Consider the following 22,193-nt stretch of genomic DNA (forward strand, 5'->3'; position numbering starts at 1 on the left):
GGCCCTCAGCGCTTGCGCAGCTTGGGGTTCAAGGCATCGTTCAGGCCGTCGCCGACCAGGTTCAACGCCAGCACGATGAGCATGATGGCGACACCTGGCACCGCGCACAGGTACCAGGAGGACCTGATCAGGCTGCGTCCTTCGCCCACCATGCGGCCCCAACTGGCCACGTTGGGATCGCCCAGGCCGAGAAAGGACACCACGGATTCGTAGAGAATGGCGCCCGCCACCACCAGCGAACCCATCACGACGACCGGCGGCAAGGCATTCGGCAGGATCTCGCCGAACACGATGCGCCAGGGACTCAAGGCCACTGCCCGGCAAGCCTGCACGAACTCGCGGTCCTTGAACGACAGGAATTCGGCGCGCGTCAGCCTGGCGATGGGCGGCCACGAGACCAGCCCTACCGCCAAGGTGATGTTGCCGATATGCGGGCCCAGCACGGATACGATGGTCAGCACGAACACGACGTTGGGGATGATCTGGAACAGCTCCGTCAGGCGCATCAGGACCTCTTCCGTCCAGCCACCCACCCACGCCGCGGCCGCCCCCACCGTCACACCGATCACGGTGGCGGTGCAGGCAGCCACCAGCCCGATCAGGAGCGTGGCGCGTGCGCCGTGCACGATCATGGCCGCGATGTCGCGCCCCAGGGAGTCCGTGCCCAGCGGATAGCGCCACGACGAGAACGGCCAGATTTCCGGCGCCGCCACGATGCGCAGGGGCTTGCCCGGGTACAGCAGGTCGGCGGCCAGCGCCAGCACGATGATCGCGAGCAGCACCACGGCGCCTGCCAGCGCCCCGCGATTGCGGGCAAAGCGGGCTGCAAAATGATCCTTGCGCCGTTGGCTCGCGGCAGGTGCCGACGGCAAGGTTGCGGAACGGGCCATGTCAATTCGCCTTGATGCGCGGATCGAGCCGCACGTACAGAATGTCCACCAGGACGTTCGCCAGGATTACCACCGCTGAGCTCAGGACCAGAATGCCCAGCACCACCGGGTAGTTGCGGCTCATCACGCTGTCGAACAACACGCCGCCTATGCCGGGCCAGCTGAAAACCGCCTCCACCACGATGCTGCCGCCCAGCACGGCGCCCAGTTGCAGCCCGAACAGGGTAACGACGGGAAGCAAGGCGTTGCGGGCCACGTGGCGCACGATCACCTTGCCTCGTGTCAGCCCTTTGGCGTACGCGGTACGCACGTGGTCCATGCGGCTGACCTCCAGCATCGAGGCGCGCATGACGCGCGCATAGTTGGCGCTATAGAACAGCCCCAGGGTCAGCGCGGGCAAGGTCAGGTGGTGCAGGATATCCAGTGCCTGGGTCCAGAAGCCCTCGTCCAGGCCGATGGTGAGCATGCCGCCGACCGGGAACCAGCCCAGTTTCACCGAGAACAGGATGATCAGCATGATGCCCAGCCAGAAACTGGGCGCGGCGAAGCACAGCACCGCAAAGATCGAAACCGCGGTGTCCCACCAGGTATTCACCTTCATCGCTGAAACGATGCCCGCGACGGTGCCCACCACCACGGCCACCGCCAATGCGGCCAGCATCAGCAGCAAGGTGGCGGGCAGATGGGCCATGATGACGTCGAGTACAGGCAGATTGTGGCGATACGAATAGCCAAGATCCAGCCGCGCCACCGATCCGACGTACTTCAGCAACTGCATGGCCGGCGGCTGATCGAGCCCGTAGGTCACCCGCAGGCGGTCGATCAGGGCCGGATCGGTCACCTGCTGCTCGGCGGTCATCACGTCGAGGAACGTGCCAGGCACCATCTGGATCAGGGTGAAGTTCAGCACCACCACGCCAAGCAACAATGGTATGGCCTGGACGAGACGGCGCAGGATCAGACCGACGATCATGGCGCGGACCTCAGGCGTCCAGCCAGACGTCGTCCAGGGATTCACCCTGCACATTGGCGCCCGTGGTGAAATTGCGGACCTTCTTTCCGGCCAGCGTGAAGGATTGCATTTCCACCAGGGGAACGATGGGCACGTCCGTCGACGCCAGCCTGGCAAAATCGGCCGCCAGTTTCTTGCGCGCGGCGGGATCGGTTTCGATAGTGAGACGGCGGACCAGATCGTCCATTTCCTTGCTCGAATACCCCGTCGCATTGCGGAAAGCCGCAGCCTTGACGATGCCGTCGGTGGTGAAAAACTGCGTCACCGTAGGTACCAGTTCCAGCGGCGCGGTGAAGTTGGAGATCGCAATGTCGTAGTCGTAATCGCCGTAGATGCGCTTGAGCGACGTGGCGCGGTCGGCGGTATCCAGCTTGACCGCGATACCGACGTCTTCCAGCGCCTGCTTCAGGTACTGGCCCAACTTGGCGTTCTCTTCGAACCAGGCGGCTGCCAGCAGGTTCACCGTGAAACGCTTGCCGTCCTTCACCGGCAGCCCGGCGGCGTCCAACAGCGCAGCCGCCTTCTTCGGATCGAAGGCGTAGCGTGGGACGTCGTCGGTATAGAACAGCGTATTGTTGCTGAACACCGGGGAGATAGCGGGTTTGCCGCGACCGAAGTAGATGGTATCGACGATGAACTGGCGGTCGATGGCATGCAGGATGGCCTGGCGTACCTCCTTGCGCTTGACGATGTCGCGGCGCTGGTTGAACTCCACCGTGACAGTCCAGGCCGAATTCTCGTAGCCACGTGTATCCACCGTCACCTTGCCGGTCTTCACCAGGCGGTCGATGTCGCGCGCCGGGACAGGATTCGAGTAAGCCAACCCCAGTTCGCCAGTCTCCAGCGCGGCGCCCCGCGAAGCAGGGTCGGCCCACCAGCGGATGATCAGCTTGTCGACATACGGCCGCCCCGGGCGCCAATAGGCCTCGTTGCGTGCATACTGCACATGGCTGCCGCGCACCCACTGGCCATATTTCCAGGGCCCGGTACCGACCGGCGTATTGTTCAGCGTATTGGTGATGAGGTCCTTGCCTTCGTAAAGATGGCGCGGCACGACGAGCTGGTATTGCCCCGCCAGCGTGGACTTCAGGAAGAACTCCGGCGTCGGTTGTTCGAACGTCAGCAGCACGGTATGGCTGTCCGTCGCCTCGACCTTGCGCAACGCCTTGAGTGCGATGCCCGCGGAGATCGGCTTCCAGTGCTGCTCGAAGTTGAACACGACATCGCGCGCGTCGAAATCCGCGCCGTCGTGCCACTTCACGCCCTTGCGCAGAACGATGGTGTATTGCTTGAAGTCAGCCGATGGCGTAACGGTCTCGGCCAGCACGGGTTGGAACGCCAGTTTTTCGTCCAGCTTCAACAGCCGTTCCAGGATCTTCGTGGAGGTCTGGAAGGGGCTGGAACCGCCGCCGCCGGGGACGAACAGCGCCTGCGGCTCCAAGCCGCCCCAGGAGGCGACCAACGTGCCCCCGCGGCGCGGCTCGGCCGTCTGCGCGAACGCCGCGCTCGCCCAGGTATAACTGGCAGCCAGTGCGGCGCCAGCGCCGCTACGGATCAGGAAGTCGCGGCGCGACAAACCTTTATTGCTCATGATGCTTCCTTGTCTTGTGAGGCCGTGCCGCCTGCCTCAGCCCAGTCACCCACCAGCACCTTGCCGAACACCTTGCGGTCCTCCAGCGATGCCAATGCCTGCGCGCCTTGTTCAAGTGGCCACTGCCTGTCGATCAGGACCTTGAGTTGTCTGGTGCGCACCAGTTCGATGAGGCGATAAAGATCTTCGCGATCCCAGCCGTTCGAGCCGAATATCTTCAACTCGAAGGTCCAGATGAAGCGCAGATCCTCCTTGGGATCGAAGCCCGCGGTCGCGCCGCAAGTGAGAAGGCGGCCGCCCAGACGCAGGCAGCGCAGCGACTTCACCCAGGTTTCGCCGCCAGTAAAGTTCACGACCACATCGACGCCACCCCCATCGGGGGCGTTGCGGCGGCGCGCCGGCTTGCCGTAGCGCGTGTGAACCGCCTTGACGAAATCTTCCTCGGTGTAGAGGATGATGTCGTCAGCACCCAGCTCGCGCAGCCGATCGCCTTTCTCCTTCGAGCCGGCGGCGGCGATGACTGTCGCGCCGGCCAGCTTTGCCAGTTGGACGGCGCATACGCCCACCCCGCCGCTGGCGCCCAGGATCAGCACCTTTTCGCCAGGCTGGATCTGGCCCACGTTCTCCATCATGCGCAGCGCGGTGCCATAGGCCACAGGCAGCGCGGCCGCCTCGGCGAAGCTCACCTCATCGGGCAGCTTGATCAACTGATGCGCGCCGACCCGGCACAACTCCGCCAGGCCACCATGCGTGGTCTCGCCGACCAGACCGCCATTTACACGATCGATAGGATCGACCAGTACGCGGTCACCGGGCTTCCAGTCCTTGACGGCGGTACCGACTTCGGCCACTTCGCCCGCGACATCGAGGCCGATGATGATGGGGAAGTTCAGGCGTATGCCTGGCATGCCGCGCCGGGTGAAAACATCGTGATAGTTCAAGGACGAAGCGCGCACCCGGACGACGACGTCCTCGGGGCCCGGCTTCGGATCGGGAAAATGGGCATCCAGCGTCAACTTCTCGTTGTCGCCATGTTCGTGCAATACGATGGCTTTCATGATTCAGATTTCTTGATGGTTTCCAGCGTCGCGCGCCGCTTCCGGCTCACGACCACGCCTCCTGGACAAACACCTGCAAGGTGCCTGCCGCATGGGCCGGGTCGACAATGATGGCGCCGTTGGCGCCGTCGTGCGTGGCGACGCCGTTACGGGCGAGCACCTTGCGCGTGACGTCGATGTCGCGCACGCCGATGACGGATCCGGCCAGCCATCCCTCGCTCTGCGTAGCCGGCGGCTGGATGCCGGCATAGCGTTTCGAGAAGGCGCTGGGCGTGAGGAACTGCAGCCGTAATGATCCACGCTGCAGCAACCAACCGTCGGCGCCGGCGCGCCCGATGGAGATGGCGCCGAACGCATCCTGATAGCGTTCGCGCAGGCTGGCGGGATCCGGATGCACGGCGACCAGGAACTCGATGCGGCGCGCCGTATTCTCATGTACCTGCCACTCGGGGCGAAAGACGAGATGGCGCGTCAAGTGGCCGCAAGTGAAATAATCGGGCAGGCCGAATACCCCTTCGGGAAAATTCAGATTGAGCCAGGCGGCGTCTTCCGAACCTTGAGGCAGATGGACAGGACGTCCGCCGCTTACGGGCGCTTCGGCCCGAATGCCGACGGTGGCGAGTTCACGCTGCACCGCCGCGCTATCCGTGGTTTGCAAAGCGACGGCAACCGGTCCTTCGTATTCATCGGGAAAGTGCTTGAAACGGGACGTCGCGCGCTGCTCCGGAGGGAAATACAGCAACTCCAGATAGTTGGAATCCAATATCAAGGTCTGGTTGCGCGTACCACTGTGATGGCGTCCCTGGGGTGCCAGGGAGAAGCCAAGCTTCTTATATTGCTCGGTAGTGGAGGCCAGGTCGTTGACGCGGATGATGTAGTGATCCAGTCCGGTCACGGAAGGCAGTGACATCAGGTACTCCTTGCTCGCTGAAGAGCTGCAAGGATCGCACGTGATCTTGGCTCGGGTGAACGACTGCTTTCTTATGAGAATATGCAATCAAGTGGGAAAGCGATCGGCAAGCCGAGCCATAAATACTCCCCCCTATTTGCTTATTCACGGCCTTGCCAAGTTTTCTGGCTGCTTCATGAACACAGCGCCGCCACGCGGGCATCGCGCCTACAAATAGAACTCCCGCGCCAGATGCTCGTGGTCGTGTTCCAGTTCATGGGCCAGGCCTTGCGCAACCACTTGCCCGGCACGCAGCATGTAGAAGCGGTCGACCACGCGCGCGGCCAGCCGCATGTTCTGCTCCACCAGCACCAAGGCCACTTCGCCCTCGCGCTTGAGCGCCTGCATCATCGCCCCGATCTCCTGGACGAACAACGGCGACAATCCCGCCGACGGCTCGTCCAGCAGGATGATGCGTGGCTCCGCCATCAAGGCACGGCCTATGGCCAGCATCTGCTGTTCGCCGCCAGACATGGTGTTGGCGCGCTGGTCCAGGCGTTCCTTCAGGCGGGGGAAATAGCCGAACACCCGCTCCAGGTTACGCGCATGACGCGCCTTCGCGCGCGCCAGGCAACCCAGGCGCAGATTGTCGCGCACGCTCAGCTCGGGAAACAGGTCGCGGTCCTGCGAGACCTGCAGCAAACCCGCGCGGGCAACCCGATGCGGCGCGCCGGACTTCATCGTGGCGCCGAACAGGGTGACCTTGCCGCTGTCGTGCGGCAGGAAACCCGACAAGGCATTCAGCAGGGTCGTCTTGCCCGCGCCGTTGGCCCCCAGCAAGCCCACTGCCTCGCCCTGGCGCAGTTCGATGTCGATACCCGCCAGCGCGGGCACACGGCCATGCCGTACCGCCAGGCCGGCGACTTCGAGAAGCACGTCACTCTTGACCAAGATAAGCCTCCAGCACCGCTTTGTTGTTGCGCACGGCCTGGGGCTCGCCCTCGGCCAGGCACTTGCCATAGTTCAGCACCAGGATGCGATCCGAAACCGCCATGACCAGATCCTGCACGTGCTCCACCAGCACGATGGCGATACCCTCCCCGGCCAGCGTGCGCAGGACCGTGCCCAGATGATGGCGGTCGCTTGGCGACAGACCCACTGCCGGCTCGTCCAGCATGATGAGCTGGGCATCGACCACCAGCGCGCGGGCGATCTCGACCAGGCGCTGCTGGCCGAAAGACAGGTCGCCAGCGACACGGTCCGCCAACTCCCCTATGCCCAGGCGCGCCAGGATGGCGCGGGATCTGGCCACCGCTTCGCGCTCTGCCCGCCGCGCCGACGGCGCGCCTATCACCGTGCGCCAGAATGCGTGGGGTATGGCCAGTTCCAGCCCGGTCAGCACATTCTCCAGCACGGTCATCTCGCGCAGGATGCCGTTGTTCTGGAAGGTGCGCCGGATGCCCAACGCGGCGATGCCATCCGGCGTGCGCGCCAGCAGCGACTCGCCCTTGTAGGAAATCTGTCCGGCCGCGGGCCGCACGAAGCCAGTGATGGCATTGAAGGCGGTGGTCTTGCCCGCGCCATTGGGCCCCATCATGGTGAAGATCTCGCCCGGCTGCACCTGGAACGACAGGTCGTTGACGGCGGTCAGTCCAGCGAAGCGCACGGTCATGTTCTCGACACGCAGCATGGCCTACTCCTGGTACAGGCGTTCACGGGCGCCCGGGATACGGTCGGCGATCAGGCCGCCGATGCCGCGCGGCATGAGGAACAGCACCGCCATCAGCAGCAGGCTGAAGACGATTTCCTCCAGCCCCGGAAAATTGCGCAGCAGCTCCGGTGCGCCGGTCAGCAGCACCGCGCCGATGATGGCGCCGGCCAGGCTGCCCAGCCCGCCGATCATGACGATGGCGAAGTGCATCAGCATCTGCGACAGGCCGAAGGTGTCCGGCGACACCCGTCCATTGAGCAAGGCATACAGGCCGCCCGCCAGGCCGACGATCAAGCCGCTCCAGGCGAAGGCAACCACCTTGGTGCGCGATACGGCCACTCCGGTCGACGCGGCTGCCGCTTCGTTGTTGCGCACCGCCACGAAGGCCCGGCCGATGCGGGACTTCACCAGGAAACGGGTGGCGCCCAGGCCCAGCAAGGCGACCAGCAGAAAGACGTAGTACTTGCCCGTCTCGTTCAGGCCGCGGCCGAACAGCACCACCTGGGGCACGTTGAAGCCGCTGGCGCCATAGGTGACGCTGTCCGCGTGCACATAGATCCAGCGCATCAGTTCGCCGAACGCCAGCGTCACGATGGCCAGGTAGTAGCCGCGCACCCGCAGCGCGGGCAGGCCCACCAGCGCGCCCGCCAGGCCACCCACCACCGCCGACGCCACCAGCGCCAGCGGATACGGCAGTCCCAGGTGCGCCATCGACAGGCCTGCCGCATAGGCGCCGATGCCGAAGAACGCCGCATTGGCGAAGGCCAGCTGGCCCAGGTAGCCGATCACCACGTTGAAGCCTATGGCCGCAAGGCTGTAGACCAGCATGGTGTTGACGACGAACTGCACGTAATTGTTCACCGCCAATGGCAGCACCAGCAGCAGCGCCAACGCGAGCAGCCAGGGCAGCAGGCGTTTCTTATGGGGTTCAGACACGGGCACGCCTCCAGTTTCCAAGCAATCCCTGCGGGCGTATCAGCAGCACGATGATGATGACCACATACGCGGTGATCTCCACCAGCGCGCTGGATACATAGCCGCCCGCCAGGTTTTCCACGACGCCCAGCGCGATGCCGCCCACCACGGCGCCGGGCAGTGAACCGAAGCCCCCCAGCGTCATGGCCGCGAAACCGCGCACCAGCATATGCCCGCCCATGTCCGGGTACACGAGGGTATTAGGCGCGATGAGGATGCCCGCCAGGGCGCCCATGGTGGCACCCGCGCCCCACATCAGGTTGCGCAGCAGCGGCACGTTGATGCCGGAAAGCGAGGCGCCGCGCGGAGTTTCCGACGCCGCCTCCACCACCTTGCCGATCTCCGTCTTCTGGAAGAACAGCCAGGACGCCACCACGACCACCAGCACCACACCCATGATCAGCATGTCCTGCGGCGTCAGCACCACCTCGCCGAAGAACACCGGATCGCCCGTCAGCAACGGCGGCAGCGCCACCACTTCCCTGCCGTAGAAGAAGCGCGCCACGCCCTTGAACAGATAGGACAGCGCCACCGTCATCATGGCCAGGCTGATATGCGGCGCATGCTGCAGCGGCCGCATCAGGCCGCGCTCCACCGCCATGCCCACGATGAACAGCAGGCACAGGGAAAAGAGGATGCTCCAGCCATAGCCCCACCCCAGGGTCTGCAGGGGCACGAGCACCGCGAATGCCCCCAGCATGAAGAATTCGCCATGGCAGAAATTGACGACGGTGGTGGAGCGAAAGAGGATGGTCATCCCCAGGGCGATGAGCGCGTAGACGCACCCCACCGCAACCCCGCTGACGATCAGTTGCGCAAGCATGATGGCTGCCGTCCCGTCGCGGTCAGAGGGCCGCGGGATAGTTGGAGACGATGGTCGGCTTGCCGTCCTTCATGTAGATCATCTTGCCCTGCTTGATGCCCGCGTGGTCCTGTGCCGTGAAGGTCAAGGGCCCGGACTGGATGCCCGGATCGAAGTTGTTCAACTTGTCCAGCTCGGCCATGAACTTCTCGCGGGTCAGGTCGGGGCCGGCATTCTTCAGGGCCTGGACCACGGCCAGCGCGCCTGTCATGCCCATGAAGCTCAGGGTCTCGACCGGATCCTTGGGATGGGCCGAGGTATAGATGTCCTGCCACTTCTTGAAGCCCGCCGCATCCAGCGTGGCCGACAAGGGATAGAAGACATACAACTCCTTGGTGGCCGCGGGATTGCCGACCCGCTTGACCATGTCTTCCAGCGATACGCCCTGCGTGGCGATGGTGGGCGCCTTGATGCCGTACTTGTTGGCGTCACGCAGATAGATCGTCAGCTCGGGCGGATACAGGATGGCCAGCACCGCGTCCGGCTTGGCGGCACGCAGGCGCAGCAGTTGCGACGTGGCATCGGTGCTGCCTCGCTCCAGGTACACCGTCTCGACCGGCTCCAGGCCCTTGGCCTTCAAGGCCGCGATGGCCGGTTCGATATGCGACTTACCCCACTCATCCGAATGGCTGATGATGGCGATGCGCTTGGCGCCGGGTTTGCTCAGCGCGAAGTCCACCATCGAGTTGGCCACCGTGGCCGTGGTGGCGATGGGGTGGAAGATATTGGCCTGGAACGGGGAAGAGATGGCCGTACTGGCCGCGCCCAGCACCATGAACGGCAAGTCGGGATGGCTCTTCAGCTCGGGCTTGATCGCCATCACGGTGCCGCTGCACCAGCCCCCGTGGATCATGAAGACCTGGTCCTGCGACATCAGCTTCTTGGTCGCGGCGATGGTCTTGTTGGGATCGCAGGCGTCGTCCTCGACCAGCACCTCGATCTTGCGGCCGTTGATGCCGCCATTGTCGTTGACGTTCTTGTAGATGGCGGTCGCGCCCAACAAGGGCAGCGAGCCGACGGCGGTCGGTCCGGTCAGGGGACCGAACATGCCGATCTTGATGGTGTCCTTGGTGACACCGGTGGTGTCGGCGGCGTGGCCGGCCAGCGGCAACAGGGCGAACGCTGCCACCGCCAGACGATGGCGCAGGGATATGCCAGGCATGATTGTCTCCTTGTCGATATCTCGTATCGTTTTTTCTGAATCGGCCCGCCTTGGGACGAGCCGCCCTACTCACCGCCTCGCAGCCCGCACACGCCGCTGCACGGCAGCTTCAGCGCTGTTGCGCCAACCTGGCGGCGTTCTCGCCGGACAGGCGTCCGAACACCGCGCCACGCAGGACGGAGGTGGCGCCCGTGTAGGTTCCGTAGTACAGGCCCACGGTCTCGCCCGCTGCGTACAGGCCGGGAATCGGGTCCCCATCGGTATTCAGCACCTGGCTGCGTGTATTCACCTTCAAGCCGCCGAAGGTGAAGCAGTTGCCGCAGATGATGGGATACGCCATGAAAGGTGCACGATCGATGGGCCGCGCCCAGTTGGATTTGCGCGGCCGGTAGTCGTCGCGCGTCGCCAGGCCATCGGTCTTGAGCGGATCGAATGCCCCGTCGCCGCAGGCGGCGTTGTACGCATCCAGCGAGGCCTGCAAGCCGCCCGCATCGACCTCGATGGCAGCGGCCAGTTCCGCCACGCTGTTGGCGCGGATCGGCGGCTGGTCCGAACGCACGCTGCTGCGCCAGTTGGGAACGTCGTCGATGCGCGAATCCAGTATGGCCCAGGCGATGCCGTCCGGCTGCTCGTGGATCACCCGGGTGATCGATTCGTAGGTGGCGTCCACCGTGGCCGGCGCCTCATCGATGAACCGCTGGCCGCGCTTGTTCACCAGCACGCCGTAGTTGAACACCAGCACGATGGGCTCCGGCGCCCCGGAGCGGGGATCGAGCGGTTCGGCATGGAATTGGCCGAAATCGCCGGACGGCGCCGCGCCCGCGGCCAAGGCCATGCGCAAGCCCTCGCCCTTGTTGTAGTACCCGCCCCGCGCCACCGGCCGGATGTAGCGGGCGCGCGGCCCCAGGTACTGGGCCAGCATTTCGGGATTGCCCTCGAAGCCGCCGCAGGCCAGGACGGTGGCCGGGGCGCGCAGCGCAAAGGGACGCGCGTCCGGGCCCGTGGCGACTATGCCGCCTATGGTGCCGTCGTCGCCGCGCAGGAATTCACGGGCCGTCGTGCGGTAGAAGAAGTCCGCGCCGTTCTTTTCCGCCCAGGCAGCCAGCGCCTCGACCAAGGCCAGGCCACCGCCCACCGGTCCCATGCGGCTGGTGCAGGTGGTGATGAAATAGCCCGGCAGGAAATCGAAACGCACGCCGAAGGTCTTCAACCAGGCAATGGCCTTGCCGGCGTTTTCGGCAAAGGTGGAGATCAGTTCTGGGTCGGCGAAGCCCAGCACCTTGACGATGGTCGACCAGTTTTCATAAGCCCCGGCCGCCTCGGACACCAGCTCGGGGTCCAGGTAATGCCCCGCGTTCTCGGCGAAATGCGCTTCGAAGTCGTCGGCGACCTCGGCCTCGCTCTTCATGCGCATCATGGCTTCGGTCCAGCGCGTATTGCCGCCCCTGTCCTCCAGCGGCGCGCGTTCCAGGATGGCCACGCGCGCGCCGGCCTGCATGGCAGTGACCGCGGCGCTCAGTCCCGCTATGCCGCAACCCACGACCACAACGTCATATTCCCGGCTTGTATTTTTGCCAGTTGTCTCGCTCATATCCACTCCTGGTAGCAGGTGCTCAGTATTTGCGCACGAATGGATTCGGCATGTCCAGGTCGGAAGACATCCAGACGCTCTTCATCTCCATATACTCCTTCACCGACTCGAAGCCACCCTCGCGTCCCAGGCCGCTATCCTTGTATCCACCGAATGGCGTCATATAACTGGTGGAGCGGTAGTTGTTGATCCAGACCGTGCCGGCCCGCAGCTTCTCCGACATCAGCATGGCGCGATGCAGGCTCTTGGTCCAGACACCGGCGGCCAGGCCGAAACGGATGTCGTTGCCGATACGCACGGCGTCCGCCTCGTCCTTGAACTTCAGCACCGCCAGCACCGGTCCGAACACTTCTTCCTGGGCGATCCGCATATCGTTCGTCACATCGGCGAAGATGGTGGGCTCCACGAATTGCCCCGCACCATAGGCCTCGCCAGACAGGGCTCGGCCACCGGTCACGCAACGGGCGCCCTCCTTCTTGGCGATATCGATGTATTGAAGGACTTTCTCGTACTGCGGACGCGTGGCAACCGGCCCGATCTGCGTATCCGCCTTCTTGGGGTCGCCGATCTTGGCCGAACGGGTGATCTTCTCGATCTTCGCCAGGAACGCGTCGTGTATCGATTCCTGCAACAGCAGGCGCGAACCCGCCATGCAGGTCTGGCCACCGGCCGAGAAAATACCGGTGATGACACCGTTTGCCGCGCGATCCAGGTCGGCGTCGTCGAACACGATATTCGGCGACTTGCCGCCCAGTTCCAGCGACACCCGCTTCAAGCCTTCCGCCGCCGTGGCATACACCCGCCGTCCCGCGGCGTCGCCGCCAGTGAAAGCCACGCGGCCCACGTCCGCATGGCGGATCAGCGGTTCGCCCACTTCCGCGCCATAGCCCGTCAGGACATTGATGACACCCGCGGGAAAGCCGACTTCCTTGGCCATTTCGGCCAGCACCAGCAGCGAAGTCGGCGTGAATTCCGAGGGCTTGCAGACGATGGTGTTACCCGCGCAAAGGGCCGGCCCCAGCTTCCATGCCGTCAATAGCAGCGAAGAATTCCACGGCGTGATGCTGGCCACCACACCGATGGGCTCATAGCGCACCGTGTTGAACACGCCCGGCTTGTCCATCGGCACGACATGGCCCTGGATCTTGTCCGCCAGGCCGCCGTAGTAGTAGAAGTACTTGGCACAATACTTCACCTGGCCCAGCACCTCGCTCATCAGCTTGCCGTTGTCCCGGCTTTCCACTTCGGCCAGGCGCTGCGCGTCGCGCTCCACCAATTCACCCAGCTTGTAGATCAGGCGTCCGCGATCGCTGGCCGACATGCGCGACCAGGGGCCGTCCTCGAAGGCGGCCTTGGCGGCGGCCACGGCGCGATTCACGTCCGCCGCACGGCCGCGAGGTACCAGGGCCCAGGGTTTTCCCGTGAAAGGATCGTCGGTCTCGAAAGACTCGCCTGCCTCCGCGTCCACCCACTCGTTATTGATGAAAAGCTTGTAGCGCTCCATTTGTCTCGACCCTCTTCAATTGCGGTTATCGAATCAGTTCGTCGATTATGATCAGGTCAAACAAGGGACGTAACTGATGATTCATCAGCAATTGATGCAGTTTCGTCATCGATCTGGCTCAGGAGGAGGAGACCCCATGAGACGCAAGATCCCCAGCACCACGGCGCTGTCCATCTTCGAGGCGGCGGCGCGCCACGAGAATTTCGCGCGTGCGGCGGACGAGTTGTGCCTGTCAGAAAGCGCGGTCAGCCGCCAGATCGCGGCACTGGAAAGCTATCTGGATGCCAAGCTGTTCACCCGGGTCGGGCGGCAGGTGGTGTTGAACGACGCCGGCCGTTACTACTCCACCCGCATCGCGCCCCACCTGGAAGAGATCGAGTTGCACACGCAGGCCCTGATGGCCAACCGCGGCGCGGGCGGCATCCTGGAACTGGCGGTGATTCCGACTTTCTCCAGCCGCTGGCTGCTGCCGCGCCTGCATGAGTTCCGCGCGCTGCATCCGGACATCACCATCAACTTCAGCGAGAAGCCCGAACCGTTTCTGTTTCGCGGCACGCATTTCGATGCCGCGCTGCATTTCGACCATCCCGCCTGGACGGGCGTGGTCAAGCTGGAACTTTTCGACGAGGAAGTGGTTCCCGTGTTGAGTCCGCATCATCATGACCTGGGATTGCTGAAGGACCCGACCGACCTTGGCCGTCTGACGCTGCTGCACAAGGCCGGCAAGAACGATGTGTGGCGCCGCTGGTTCGACACCTGCGGGGTGCGTAACGACCGCCCCCTGCGCGGCATGCGCTTCGAACTGTATTCGATGGTCATCGAGGCCGCCTGCTCCGGCCTGGGCGTGGGCCTGGTGCCGCGCTTTTATATCGAACGTGAACTGCAGCGCGGCGACCTCGTCATACCCTTCGACGTCGCGGTGAAGCACGCCAAGCGCTATTGCCTGGTGTATCCCGAATACAAGAAGGACTCACCTGTCGTGATCGCGTTTCGTGAATGGGTGCAGGACCTTGCCCAGCGCTTCCTGCGGGAGCACGCTGCGCCGGTCCCGGCGACAGCGGCAAGGGAGGCAAGGGACGACATGCGAGTCACGCTGTGACCGAGCCTGGACCGCGCAGGCGAAACGGCGGCCAAGCCTAATCCCTGGCTGGATGATGCCGCTGCCAATGCTCGACGATTTGCGCGCGCCGGCAGACCCAGACGCCTTGTTTCGTCGCCACGTAGTCAAGAAACCGGGCCAGGCCCACCGCTCGTCCGGGATGGCCGACCAGGCGCAGGTGCAGGCCTACCGACATCATCTTCGGCGCCACCTCACCCTCTTCGTACAGCATGTCGAAGCTGTCTTTCAGATACTCGAAGAAGTCGTTCGCCGTGGCCATGGCGCCCCGGCTGAATTTGCCGTCGTTATTCGCCAGGCTGTAGGGAACGACCAAATGAGGCTTGCCCTGTACCTTCGACCAATACGGCAGTTCGTCGCTGTAAGAGTCGGAGTCGTAGGCGAAGCCGCCATGTTCCACCAGCAGACGCCGCGTGTTGATGGTTGGCGCATAGCGGCAATACCACCCGGTCGGCGGCGTGCCGATGCTGCGCGTAATCGATTCGTAAGCGGCTCGGATTTCCGCGCGCTCCTGGTCTTCCGTAAATCCCTGCGCACGCACCCAGCGGCGGCCGTGGCTGCATACGTCATAGCCCGCTTCGCGTATCGCCTGGGCCACGGCGGGATTGCGTTCCAGCGCCAATGCCGTGGCGAAAACGGTCGCAGTCATTTGCCGCTCGCGCAGGATGCGGAACACGCGCCAGATACCTACCCGGCTGCCGTATTCGTACATCGACTCGGAAGCCAGGTCGCGGCCCTGGAATCCTCCCGCGCCGCCTTCCGTCAGACCGGTCTCGGTCTGGCCGTCGCCATCTTCGAAGGAAAGCTCGGAGCCTTCCTCGTAATTGACCACGATGTTCAGCGCTATCCGCGCCTTGCCCGGCCAGCACGCATTGGGTGGTTCGGCGCCATAGCCGACGAAATCGCGGCGCAGGTGGGCATACGCAGGGCTATTGAAATCCGTCATGCTTCTACTCGCATCGGCCAGGTTATTTCGATCCGCTCGTCCAGGGACGTCAGTACCGTATCGTCGCCGCGGCCCGAATAACCCATGATGACGGCAACCTCGTTGGAACCGTCGATGGCGGTGAAAGCGAAGTGCCAGACGTCTGGCCGATAGCTCACGCCCTGCGATCCGTCCGTGACGAAGGCGCGAATCGTGGCCGGATCGAGCGCGCCATCGGCGGCCGACAGTCCCACCACCACCAGGCAGCGGCCTCCGCGCATGGGAATGAAGCTCTGGGCCGAATGGGGATGGCGTTCCATCTCGCGCACGATGATCGGCGCTCGCGCGCAGGGCTCGATCCGGTTGACCCACAAGCGCGGGCCATTCTCCTGGGCAAATTGCAGGGAAAAGTCACGCCGGCGGGTATCGCCCCTGTTCTCCAGCACCTCACCAAACTGTGCGAAGCCGCGACCATCGAGCGCTTCGGCGACCAACTGCCTGTCCATCGAGCCTTCCGTCCATTGAACGACAGGTAGAAATTCTAGAGACCCCCCTACAATAGTCAATCGTCGAAATCCCGACGACGCCAAACAGTTGCACGACCGGCCCAGCCGCTACGTCAATAACGGAGACAAGCATGTTCCTCACCCGTCACGCGCTCTGCTGCGCGCGCGCCTTCCTTTGCGCCGCGCTCGCCTTGCCGGTCCTGGCCGCGCCCGCGGCCCAGGCCGCCGATGCCTACCCCTCCAAACCCTTGCACTGGATCGTCCCCTACGCCGCCGGCGGTGGCCTGGACTATCTGGCGCGCACGGTGGGCCAGGGCCTGTCGCAGCGTATGGGGCAGTCGGTGATCGTGGATAACAAGCCGGGCGGCAATACCGCAATCGGCGCTTCCGAGACCGCGCGCGCGCAAGCGGACGGCTACACCATGCTGTCGGCCGACAACGGCACCCTGGTCTTCAATCCGGCCCTTTACCAGAAGCTGTCCTACGATCCGGTCAAGGACCTGGCACCCGTCACGCTGATGGGCCGCTTTCCCATGATCCTGGTGGCGGGCCCGGGCCTGCAAGCCAGGGACGTCAAGGGTTTCCTGGCCGAGGCCAAGGCGCAGAAGGATGGCCTGAACTACGCCTCCGCCGGCGCGGGCAGCCCGCATCACCTGGCCATGGAGTTGCTGCGCGTGGAGACCGGCGCGAACCTGGTGCACGTACCGTATCGGGGCGCCGCGCCGGCGCTGTCCGATGTGGCGGCCGGACAGGTGGCGGCGATGATGGTCGACCTGGCCGCGGGCGCCGGTTTCATCAAGGGCGGCAAGGTGCGCGCATTGGCGGTCGCCAACCCCACCCGCCTGCCGCAGTTGCCGGACGTGCCGACTTTCGCCGAACTTGGCTACAAGAACATCGACGCCTCTGCCCAGGCGGGCATCGTGGTGCCGGCGGGCACGCCCAAGGCGGTCATCGATACCTTGAACCGGCAGGTGGTGGCAACCATCAACGACCCGGTCGTGCGCCAGAAGCTGCTGGATTTCGGCATCGAGCCGGTGGGCAGCAGCCCCGAGCAGTACCAGGCGCTGCTCCAGGAGGAGCGCGCGCGCTGGCAGAAGCTGATCCACGACTCGAACATCAAATTGGACTGAAGGTTTTTTTGCGGGAGGCGTCCTCTCGCCTCCCCGCCACCGGCGCCTATCGCGAGCCTTGGGTTGCCACTTCGGCACCCGCAGGCGTCGTCGGCACCTGCGCACCTGCGGTGGCCGAGCTTGCGGCGCCCACGGAACCCTTCTCCGGCGCCCCGCCCTGCGCCTGGATCTTGAACCAGATCGCGTACAGCGCCGGGAGGAACACCAGCGTCAACACCGTACCGCCTATCGTCCCGCCGATCAGCGTGTAGGCCAGCGAACCCCAGAACACCGAGAACGTCAGCGGAATGAAGGCCAGCACTGCCGCCAGCGCCGTCAGCACGACCGGCCTGGCCCGCTGCACGGTAGCCTCCACCACCGCGTCGAAAGGCGACAGGCCTTCCTTCTCGTTGATATGGATCTGTCCCACCAGGATCAGCGTGTTGCGCATGATGATGCCGGCCAGGCCTATCATGCCCAGGATGGCGTTGAAGCCGAAAGGCTGCTGGAAGATCAGCAAGGTCGGCACCACCCCCACCAGGGCCAGCGGCGCGGTCAGCACTACCATGGCCATGGCCGCCATCGAACGCACCTGGAAGATGATCACCACCAGCATCAGGATGAACATCAGGGGGAACACCGCTGCCAAGGCTTTGTTGGCCTTGCCCGCCTCTTCCAGGTCCGCCGCCGTCTCGATGCGATAGCCAGCCGGCAGCTTGGCGATGATGGGCTGCAGCTTGGGCAGGATCTGCATGGATATGTCGGGCGGCTGCATCCCTTCGGCGACATCGCCGCGCACGGTAATGCTGACTTCCCGATCGCGCCGGCGCTGGATGGGATTTTCCATGCGCACTTCGATATGACCGATCTGGTCCAGCGGCACGCGTTGGCCCGCCGCGCCAGCCAGGGTGAAGGCGCCCAGGCGAGCCGGATCCAGACGTTCGGTACCGGCGCTGCGTGCCACCACATCGACGGAACGGATGTCCTCGCGCACCTGCGTCACGGTAACGCCGGTCAACAGGAACTGCAGCTGCTGCGCGGCATCCTGTGAACTCAGCCCGATGGCACGCAAGCGGTCCTGGTCCAGCACGAAGTGCAGCGTCGGCGCCCGCTCGCCCCAATCGGTATTCACCTGCCGCATGGCCGGGTTGGCCTGCATCACCTGGCGCACCTGCCGGGCGACGTCGCGCACGATGTCCTCGTCCGGCCCCATGACGCGGAAGGCCACCGGAAACGGCGAGTAGGGTCCGAACACCAGCTGCGACACCCGTACGCGTGCCTCCGGTGCCAGCTGATCCGCCACGGCCTGGCGGGCGCGCAGCTTGAGCGCGTCGCGATCCTTTTCGCTGCCGGTCAACACGACGATCTTGGCGAAGGAGGGATCCGGCAGCTCGGGCGCCATCGCCAGATAAAAGCGCGGCGCGCCCTGGCCGATGTAGCTGGTCACCAGCTTGGGCTCGGGTTGCTGCTTGAGCCACTGCTCCACCTTGGCCACGGCGGCGCCGGTGGCCTCGATGCTGGTGCCTTCCGGCATCTGCACTTCGAACAGCACTTCCGGGCGATCTGAGATGGGGAAGAACTGCTGCTTGACCTGGCCCAGGCCCATGAAGGCCACGACAAAGATCGCTACCACGCCCAGCACCACTTTCTTCTTGTGCGCCACGGCCCAGGTGATCAGGCCGCGCAAGCGCCGATAGCCGGGCGTGCCGTAGATGGCGGCGTGGCCGCCCGGCACGCGTTCGATGGTGGGCAGCAGCTTGACGCCGATATAAGGCGTGAAGGCCACGGCCACCACCCACGACGTCAGCAAGGCGAAGGCCACCACCCAGAAGATATTGCCGGCGTATTCGCCCGCGCTGGACTTGGCGAATCCGACCGGCATCAAGCCGATGGCCGTGACCAGGGTGCCCGCCAGCATGGGCGCGGCGGTATGGCCCCAGGCATAGGTCGCGGCCGAGACGCGGTCCAGGCCCTCTTCCATCTTGACCACCATGGTCTCGATGACGATGATGGCGTCGTCGACCAGCAAGCCCAGCGCCAGGATCAGCGCGCCCAGGGTGATGCGGTCGAAGTCGCGTCCCGTCGCCAGCATGATGATGAACACGCCGGCCAGCGTCAGCGGCACGGCGGCGGCTACCACCACGCCCACGCGCCAGCCCAGGCTGACCAGGCTGACGACGATGACCACTACCAAGGCGACGAAGAACTTGAGCATGAATTCGTCGTAGGCCTCGGCGATGTTCACCGCCTGGTCGGTGATCTTGGTGAAGCTCATCCCCAGCGGCAGCTCGCGCGAAATGGTGGCGGCCTCGGCCTCCAGGGCCTTGCCCAGATCCAGGCCGTTGTAGCGGTCGCGCATGACCACGCCCAGCAGCAAGGCGGGCTCGCCCTGGCTGCGGATGAGGAAGGTGGCGGGATCCTCGTAGCCGCGTTTCACATCGGCCACGTCACCGATGCGCAGGCTGCGGCCATTGGCCACGATGGGCGTGGCGCGGATCTGTTCAAGGTCTTCCAGGGCGCCATCCAGCCGTACCTGCACCTGCTGGCCGTGGGTTTCCACCGAGCCGGCCGGCGTGACGGCGTTGCGTGTATTGAGCGCGGCAAAGATGTCGCGCGCGGAGATGCCCAGGTTCGCCAGGCGCTCGTAGGAGAACTCCACGAAGATGCGTTCCGGCCGCTCGCCCAGGATGTTGACCTTCTTCACCCCATCCACCTTGAGCAGGCGTTGGCGCAGGGTCTCCGCCTCGCGCACGAGCGCGCGTTGCGGTTCGCCTTGGGCCTTCAGGGCATATAAGGCGAACGTGACGTCGGCATATTCGTCGTTGACGACGGGGGCCAGCACACCCTGCGGCAACTTGCCCGCCTCGTCGCCAAGCTTCTTGCGTGCCTGGTAGAACTCTTCGGGCACTTCCGCCGGGGGCGTGCTGTCTTTCAACGTGACGGTCATGAAGGCCAGGCCGGGCCGCGTGAAGGTCTCCGCGCGGTCGTACCACTTCAGTTCCTGCATGCGCTTTTCCAGCGGCTCGGCGACCTGGTCCTGCATTTCCTGGGCGGTCGCGCCGGGCCATGCTGTCACCACGGTCAGGGTCTTGATGGTGAAGCTGGGGTCTTCGGCGCGCCCCAGCTTGAAGAAAGCGAAGGCGCCCGCCACGGATATCGCGATGATCAGGAACAGCGTGACCGCCCGTTCCCGCACGGCGATGGCGGAGATGTTGAAGCCGCTCATTGGGTCACCTCTTTGGTGGCGCCAACAGATGTCTCCGCAGAGGCGGCCGCCGCGACGCGCGCCGAGGTGCCGCGCGCGGCCTGGTCGCTTGCCGGCGCGGCCGGGCGCACCTGCTCGCCCTCGTGCAAGAGATGCGCGCCCAAGGCCACGAAGCGGTCGCCTGGGGCCAGGCCGGCGCTGACGGCGGCGGTTTCTTCACCCAGCGCCACCACCTTCACCGCACGCCATGTCACCTTGGCCGGATCGCCTGACAACACCCATACCCCGGCGCCCTGCCCCTCGTCGTGCAGCGCTGCCAGCGGCACATCGACCACCGGCGCGCCTTGGGCTTGGGCGATGGTCACGCTGATGGTGGCGCCCAGCGGTGCCTGGGCGGCGGACTGCTCCAAAACATAACGGGCCGCGAAGGTGCGGGTGCGCGGATCGGCGTAATCCGACAGCTCGCGCAAGCGCACCGTGACCGCGGGGCCCTGGCCGCCGTACAAACGCGCCGTACCGGTCGACCCCAGGGCCGGCCGCAGCGTTTCCGGCAGGTCGACCACGGCTTCGCGGGGACCGGCCCGCGCCACGCGCACCACGGTCTGGCCCGCCGTCACCACCTGCCCCGGTTCGACCAGCGTGGTCATCACCACGCCATCGGCGTCCGCATACAAGGTGGCGTAGCCCGCTTCGTTGCGCGCGACGTCCGCCTGGGCCTGCGCCGCGCTGAGATCGGCGCGGGCGGTTTCTGCGGCGGCGTGAATCTGGTCGTAAGCCGACGCCGACACCGCGCCGGCCCCGACCAATTCCCGATAGCGTTTCTCGTCGGCCGCCGTCTGCAGGGCCCGCGCCCGCGCGGCGCTGACCGCCTGCTCCCGTGCCCGCGTGGCCAGCGCCAGATCTGTGGGGTCGATGCGCATCAAGGGTTGCCCGCGCTTGACCTGCTGCCCGGTGTCCACCAGGCGCTCGACCACCTTGCCGGCGACGCGAAAGCCCAGATCGCTCTGCACTCGCGCCACCACCACACCGGTGTAAGTGCGGGCGGCCGGCGCGGGGGCCTGGACGGTGGCGACTCGCACCTGCGGGATGCCGGCGCGCGGGTCGTCGGCGGGAGCGGGACTGCATGCAGCCAGCAAGGCGATGAGGAAAGTGGCCGTAGCGACGGAAGCGGCGGTGGCGGCCGGAGTGGCCAAGGCGGCCGGACGACGGTAAGACATGGTGGTCCCCAGGGACGACTGAATGACCGGCAGTCTGATTCTAATGACCAATATTGTCAATAGTCACTAAACAGGTAAGTCGTCATCCTGGAGGTCACTCGCCTCCTTTCCCGCATTTCCAACAGTCAAAGGTCAGGGCGCCAGGCTGCGCAACACCAGGCTGGCCACTTCGCGCGGCGCGTCGGGCAGCCGGTCGAGGTTGTATTGCAGCATCAGTGGATTGATGAAGGGGTACATCACCAGGTAGATGGAGCGGGCGGCCTCGTCCAGCGGCGTCTTGCGCTCGAATTCGCCGGCCTCGCGGCCCTCGCGCAGGATGCCGGTCAACAGGGCCTGGATCTGCGCCTCGTAGCCGCGCGAACTTTCCCAGTCCTCCGACACGGAATGGGCGGCGATCTCGTACAGCTTGCGGTCTTCGAAAAACAATTGGGCCGACAGCTCCACCAGCGTCAGGAACAAGCGGCGGAAGCGCTCCGTGGCGCTGCCTGCCTCGCCCGTGGCCTTGAGCACGCCCTCCATCACCTGGCTCAGGCAGGTGGCACAAATGGCCTCGCCTATGGCCTGCTTGGAGTCGAAGAATTTGTAGATGTAGGCCTTGGAAAAACCGATCTCCCTGGCCAGGTCCGACACCGTGGTCTTGGCATAGCCATAGCGGCTGAAGTGTTCCTTGGCGGCCAGGACGATCTGGTCCCGCACGTTGTGGTCGGCCGGCCCGCGCTGGCCTTGGGGAACTTGCAACGTATCGGTCATGGTGTGGACTGCTCCCTATGTCCCGGGGACGGGAATTCATGCGCCGGTTCAGGGCGGCTTTTGCTGCGTAGGGGCGAAGGGTGACGCAAAACGACGACATACGCCAGCCGCGCATGGAA

Annotated in this window: 19 protein-coding genes; 2 read left to right on the top strand and 17 right to left on the bottom strand. The window is 65.0% G+C overall.

Going from position 1 to position 22,193, the window contains the following annotated elements; genetic code table 11:
- Positions 1-5 precede the first annotated feature (5 nt).
- The 12 genes from CEY05_RS02990 to CEY05_RS03045 all read right to left on the bottom strand — a co-directional run bounded on the left by CEY05_RS02990 (position 6) and on the right by CEY05_RS03045 (position 13,245).
- The gene (locus tag CEY05_RS02990) at positions 6-890 is read right to left on the bottom strand and encodes an ABC transporter permease (RefSeq protein WP_088595891.1); all 885 of its coding nucleotides are present in this window, start codon (positions 888-890) and stop codon (positions 6-8) included.
- 1 nt (position 891) lies between these two features.
- Positions 892-1,863 (bottom strand): ABC transporter permease, encoded by a 972-nt coding sequence (locus CEY05_RS02995; RefSeq protein WP_088595892.1) that lies wholly within the window; start codon positions 1,861-1,863, stop codon positions 892-894.
- Positions 1,864-1,873: 10 nt separating this feature from the next.
- Positions 1,874-3,493, bottom strand: a complete 1,620-nt coding sequence (locus CEY05_RS03000; RefSeq protein ID WP_088595893.1) for an ABC transporter substrate-binding protein — start codon at positions 3,491-3,493, stop codon at positions 1,874-1,876.
- The gene (locus CEY05_RS03005; RefSeq protein WP_088595894.1) at positions 3,490-4,551 is read right to left on the bottom strand and encodes a zinc-binding dehydrogenase; all 1,062 of its coding nucleotides are present in this window, start codon (positions 4,549-4,551) and stop codon (positions 3,490-3,492) included. Before CEY05_RS03005 ends, CEY05_RS03000 begins: the two co-directional genes overlap by 4 nt.
- 46 nt (positions 4,552-4,597) lie before the next feature.
- Positions 4,598-5,461, bottom strand: a complete 864-nt coding sequence (locus CEY05_RS03010; RefSeq protein ID WP_088595895.1) for a VOC family protein — start codon at positions 5,459-5,461, stop codon at positions 4,598-4,600.
- A gap of 207 nt (positions 5,462-5,668) precedes the next feature.
- A complete protein-coding gene (locus CEY05_RS03015) occupies positions 5,669-6,391 on the bottom strand; it encodes an ABC transporter ATP-binding protein (protein ID WP_198952656.1) in 723 nt (240 codons plus the stop codon).
- Entirely contained in the window at positions 6,378-7,130 is a 753-nt protein-coding gene (locus CEY05_RS03020) for an ABC transporter ATP-binding protein (protein ID WP_088596208.1), read from the bottom strand. The genes CEY05_RS03015 and CEY05_RS03020 overlap by 14 nt, the downstream gene beginning before the upstream one ends.
- Before the next feature lie 3 nt (positions 7,131-7,133).
- A complete protein-coding gene (locus tag CEY05_RS03025; RefSeq protein WP_143220263.1) occupies positions 7,134-8,087 on the bottom strand; it encodes a branched-chain amino acid ABC transporter permease in 954 nt (317 codons plus the stop codon).
- The gene (locus CEY05_RS03030) at positions 8,080-8,949 is read right to left on the bottom strand and encodes a branched-chain amino acid ABC transporter permease (RefSeq protein WP_088595898.1); all 870 of its coding nucleotides are present in this window, start codon (positions 8,947-8,949) and stop codon (positions 8,080-8,082) included. Before CEY05_RS03030 ends, CEY05_RS03025 begins: the two co-directional genes overlap by 8 nt.
- A 22-nt stretch (positions 8,950-8,971) precedes the next feature.
- A complete protein-coding gene (locus tag CEY05_RS03035; protein WP_088595899.1) occupies positions 8,972-10,150 on the bottom strand; it encodes an ABC transporter substrate-binding protein in 1,179 nt (392 codons plus the stop codon).
- A 109-nt stretch (positions 10,151-10,259) separates the two neighbouring features.
- Positions 10,260-11,741: an FAD-dependent oxidoreductase gene (locus CEY05_RS03040; protein ID WP_088595900.1), complete on the bottom strand. Its 1,482-nt coding sequence runs from the start codon at positions 11,739-11,741 to the stop codon at positions 10,260-10,262.
- Between the two features lie 22 nt (positions 11,742-11,763).
- A complete protein-coding gene (locus CEY05_RS03045; RefSeq protein ID WP_088595901.1) occupies positions 11,764-13,245 on the bottom strand; it encodes an aldehyde dehydrogenase in 1,482 nt (493 codons plus the stop codon).
- A gap of 136 nt (positions 13,246-13,381) precedes the next feature.
- Between CEY05_RS03045 and CEY05_RS03050 the strand changes: the two genes are divergently transcribed.
- Positions 13,382-14,344: a LysR substrate-binding domain-containing protein gene (locus tag CEY05_RS03050; RefSeq protein ID WP_088595902.1), complete on the top strand. Its 963-nt coding sequence runs from the start codon at positions 13,382-13,384 to the stop codon at positions 14,342-14,344.
- A 37-nt stretch (positions 14,345-14,381) separates the two neighbouring features.
- Here the strand turns inward: CEY05_RS03050 and CEY05_RS03055 are convergent, their stop codons facing one another.
- Together CEY05_RS03055 and CEY05_RS03060 are read right to left on the bottom strand one after the other, a co-directional pair.
- On the bottom strand, positions 14,382-15,308 hold the full coding sequence (locus CEY05_RS03055; protein WP_088595903.1) for an allantoinase PuuE: 927 nt from the start codon (positions 15,306-15,308) through the stop codon (positions 14,382-14,384).
- A complete protein-coding gene (locus CEY05_RS03060; protein WP_233161324.1) occupies positions 15,305-15,781 on the bottom strand; it encodes an ureidoglycolate lyase in 477 nt (158 codons plus the stop codon). Before CEY05_RS03060 ends, CEY05_RS03055 begins: the two co-directional genes overlap by 4 nt.
- Positions 15,782-15,924: 143 nt before the next feature.
- On the opposite strand from CEY05_RS03060, the gene CEY05_RS03065 reads away from it, so the two are divergent.
- Positions 15,925-16,923 (top strand): tripartite tricarboxylate transporter substrate binding protein, encoded by a 999-nt coding sequence (locus tag CEY05_RS03065; RefSeq protein ID WP_088595905.1) that lies wholly within the window; start codon positions 15,925-15,927, stop codon positions 16,921-16,923.
- 46 nt (positions 16,924-16,969) lie between these two features.
- Here CEY05_RS03065 and CEY05_RS03070 read toward each other — a convergent pair whose 3' ends face one another.
- The 3 genes from CEY05_RS03070 to CEY05_RS03080 all read right to left on the bottom strand — a co-directional run bounded on the left by CEY05_RS03070 (position 16,970) and on the right by CEY05_RS03080 (position 22,074).
- Positions 16,970-20,128: an efflux RND transporter permease subunit gene (locus tag CEY05_RS03070; protein WP_088595906.1), complete on the bottom strand. Its 3,159-nt coding sequence runs from the start codon at positions 20,126-20,128 to the stop codon at positions 16,970-16,972.
- The gene (locus CEY05_RS03075; RefSeq protein WP_088595907.1) at positions 20,125-21,324 is read right to left on the bottom strand and encodes an efflux RND transporter periplasmic adaptor subunit; all 1,200 of its coding nucleotides are present in this window, start codon (positions 21,322-21,324) and stop codon (positions 20,125-20,127) included. Before CEY05_RS03075 ends, CEY05_RS03070 begins: the two co-directional genes overlap by 4 nt.
- Before the next feature lie 132 nt (positions 21,325-21,456).
- Positions 21,457-22,074, bottom strand: coding sequence for a TetR/AcrR family transcriptional regulator (locus CEY05_RS03080; protein WP_088595908.1), 618 nt, complete (start codon positions 22,072-22,074; stop codon positions 21,457-21,459).
- Positions 22,075-22,193 lie beyond the last annotated feature (119 nt).

The organism is Achromobacter sp. HZ34 (assembly GCF_002209485.1).
Lineage (GTDB): Bacteria > Pseudomonadota > Gammaproteobacteria > Burkholderiales > Burkholderiaceae_B > Bordetella_C.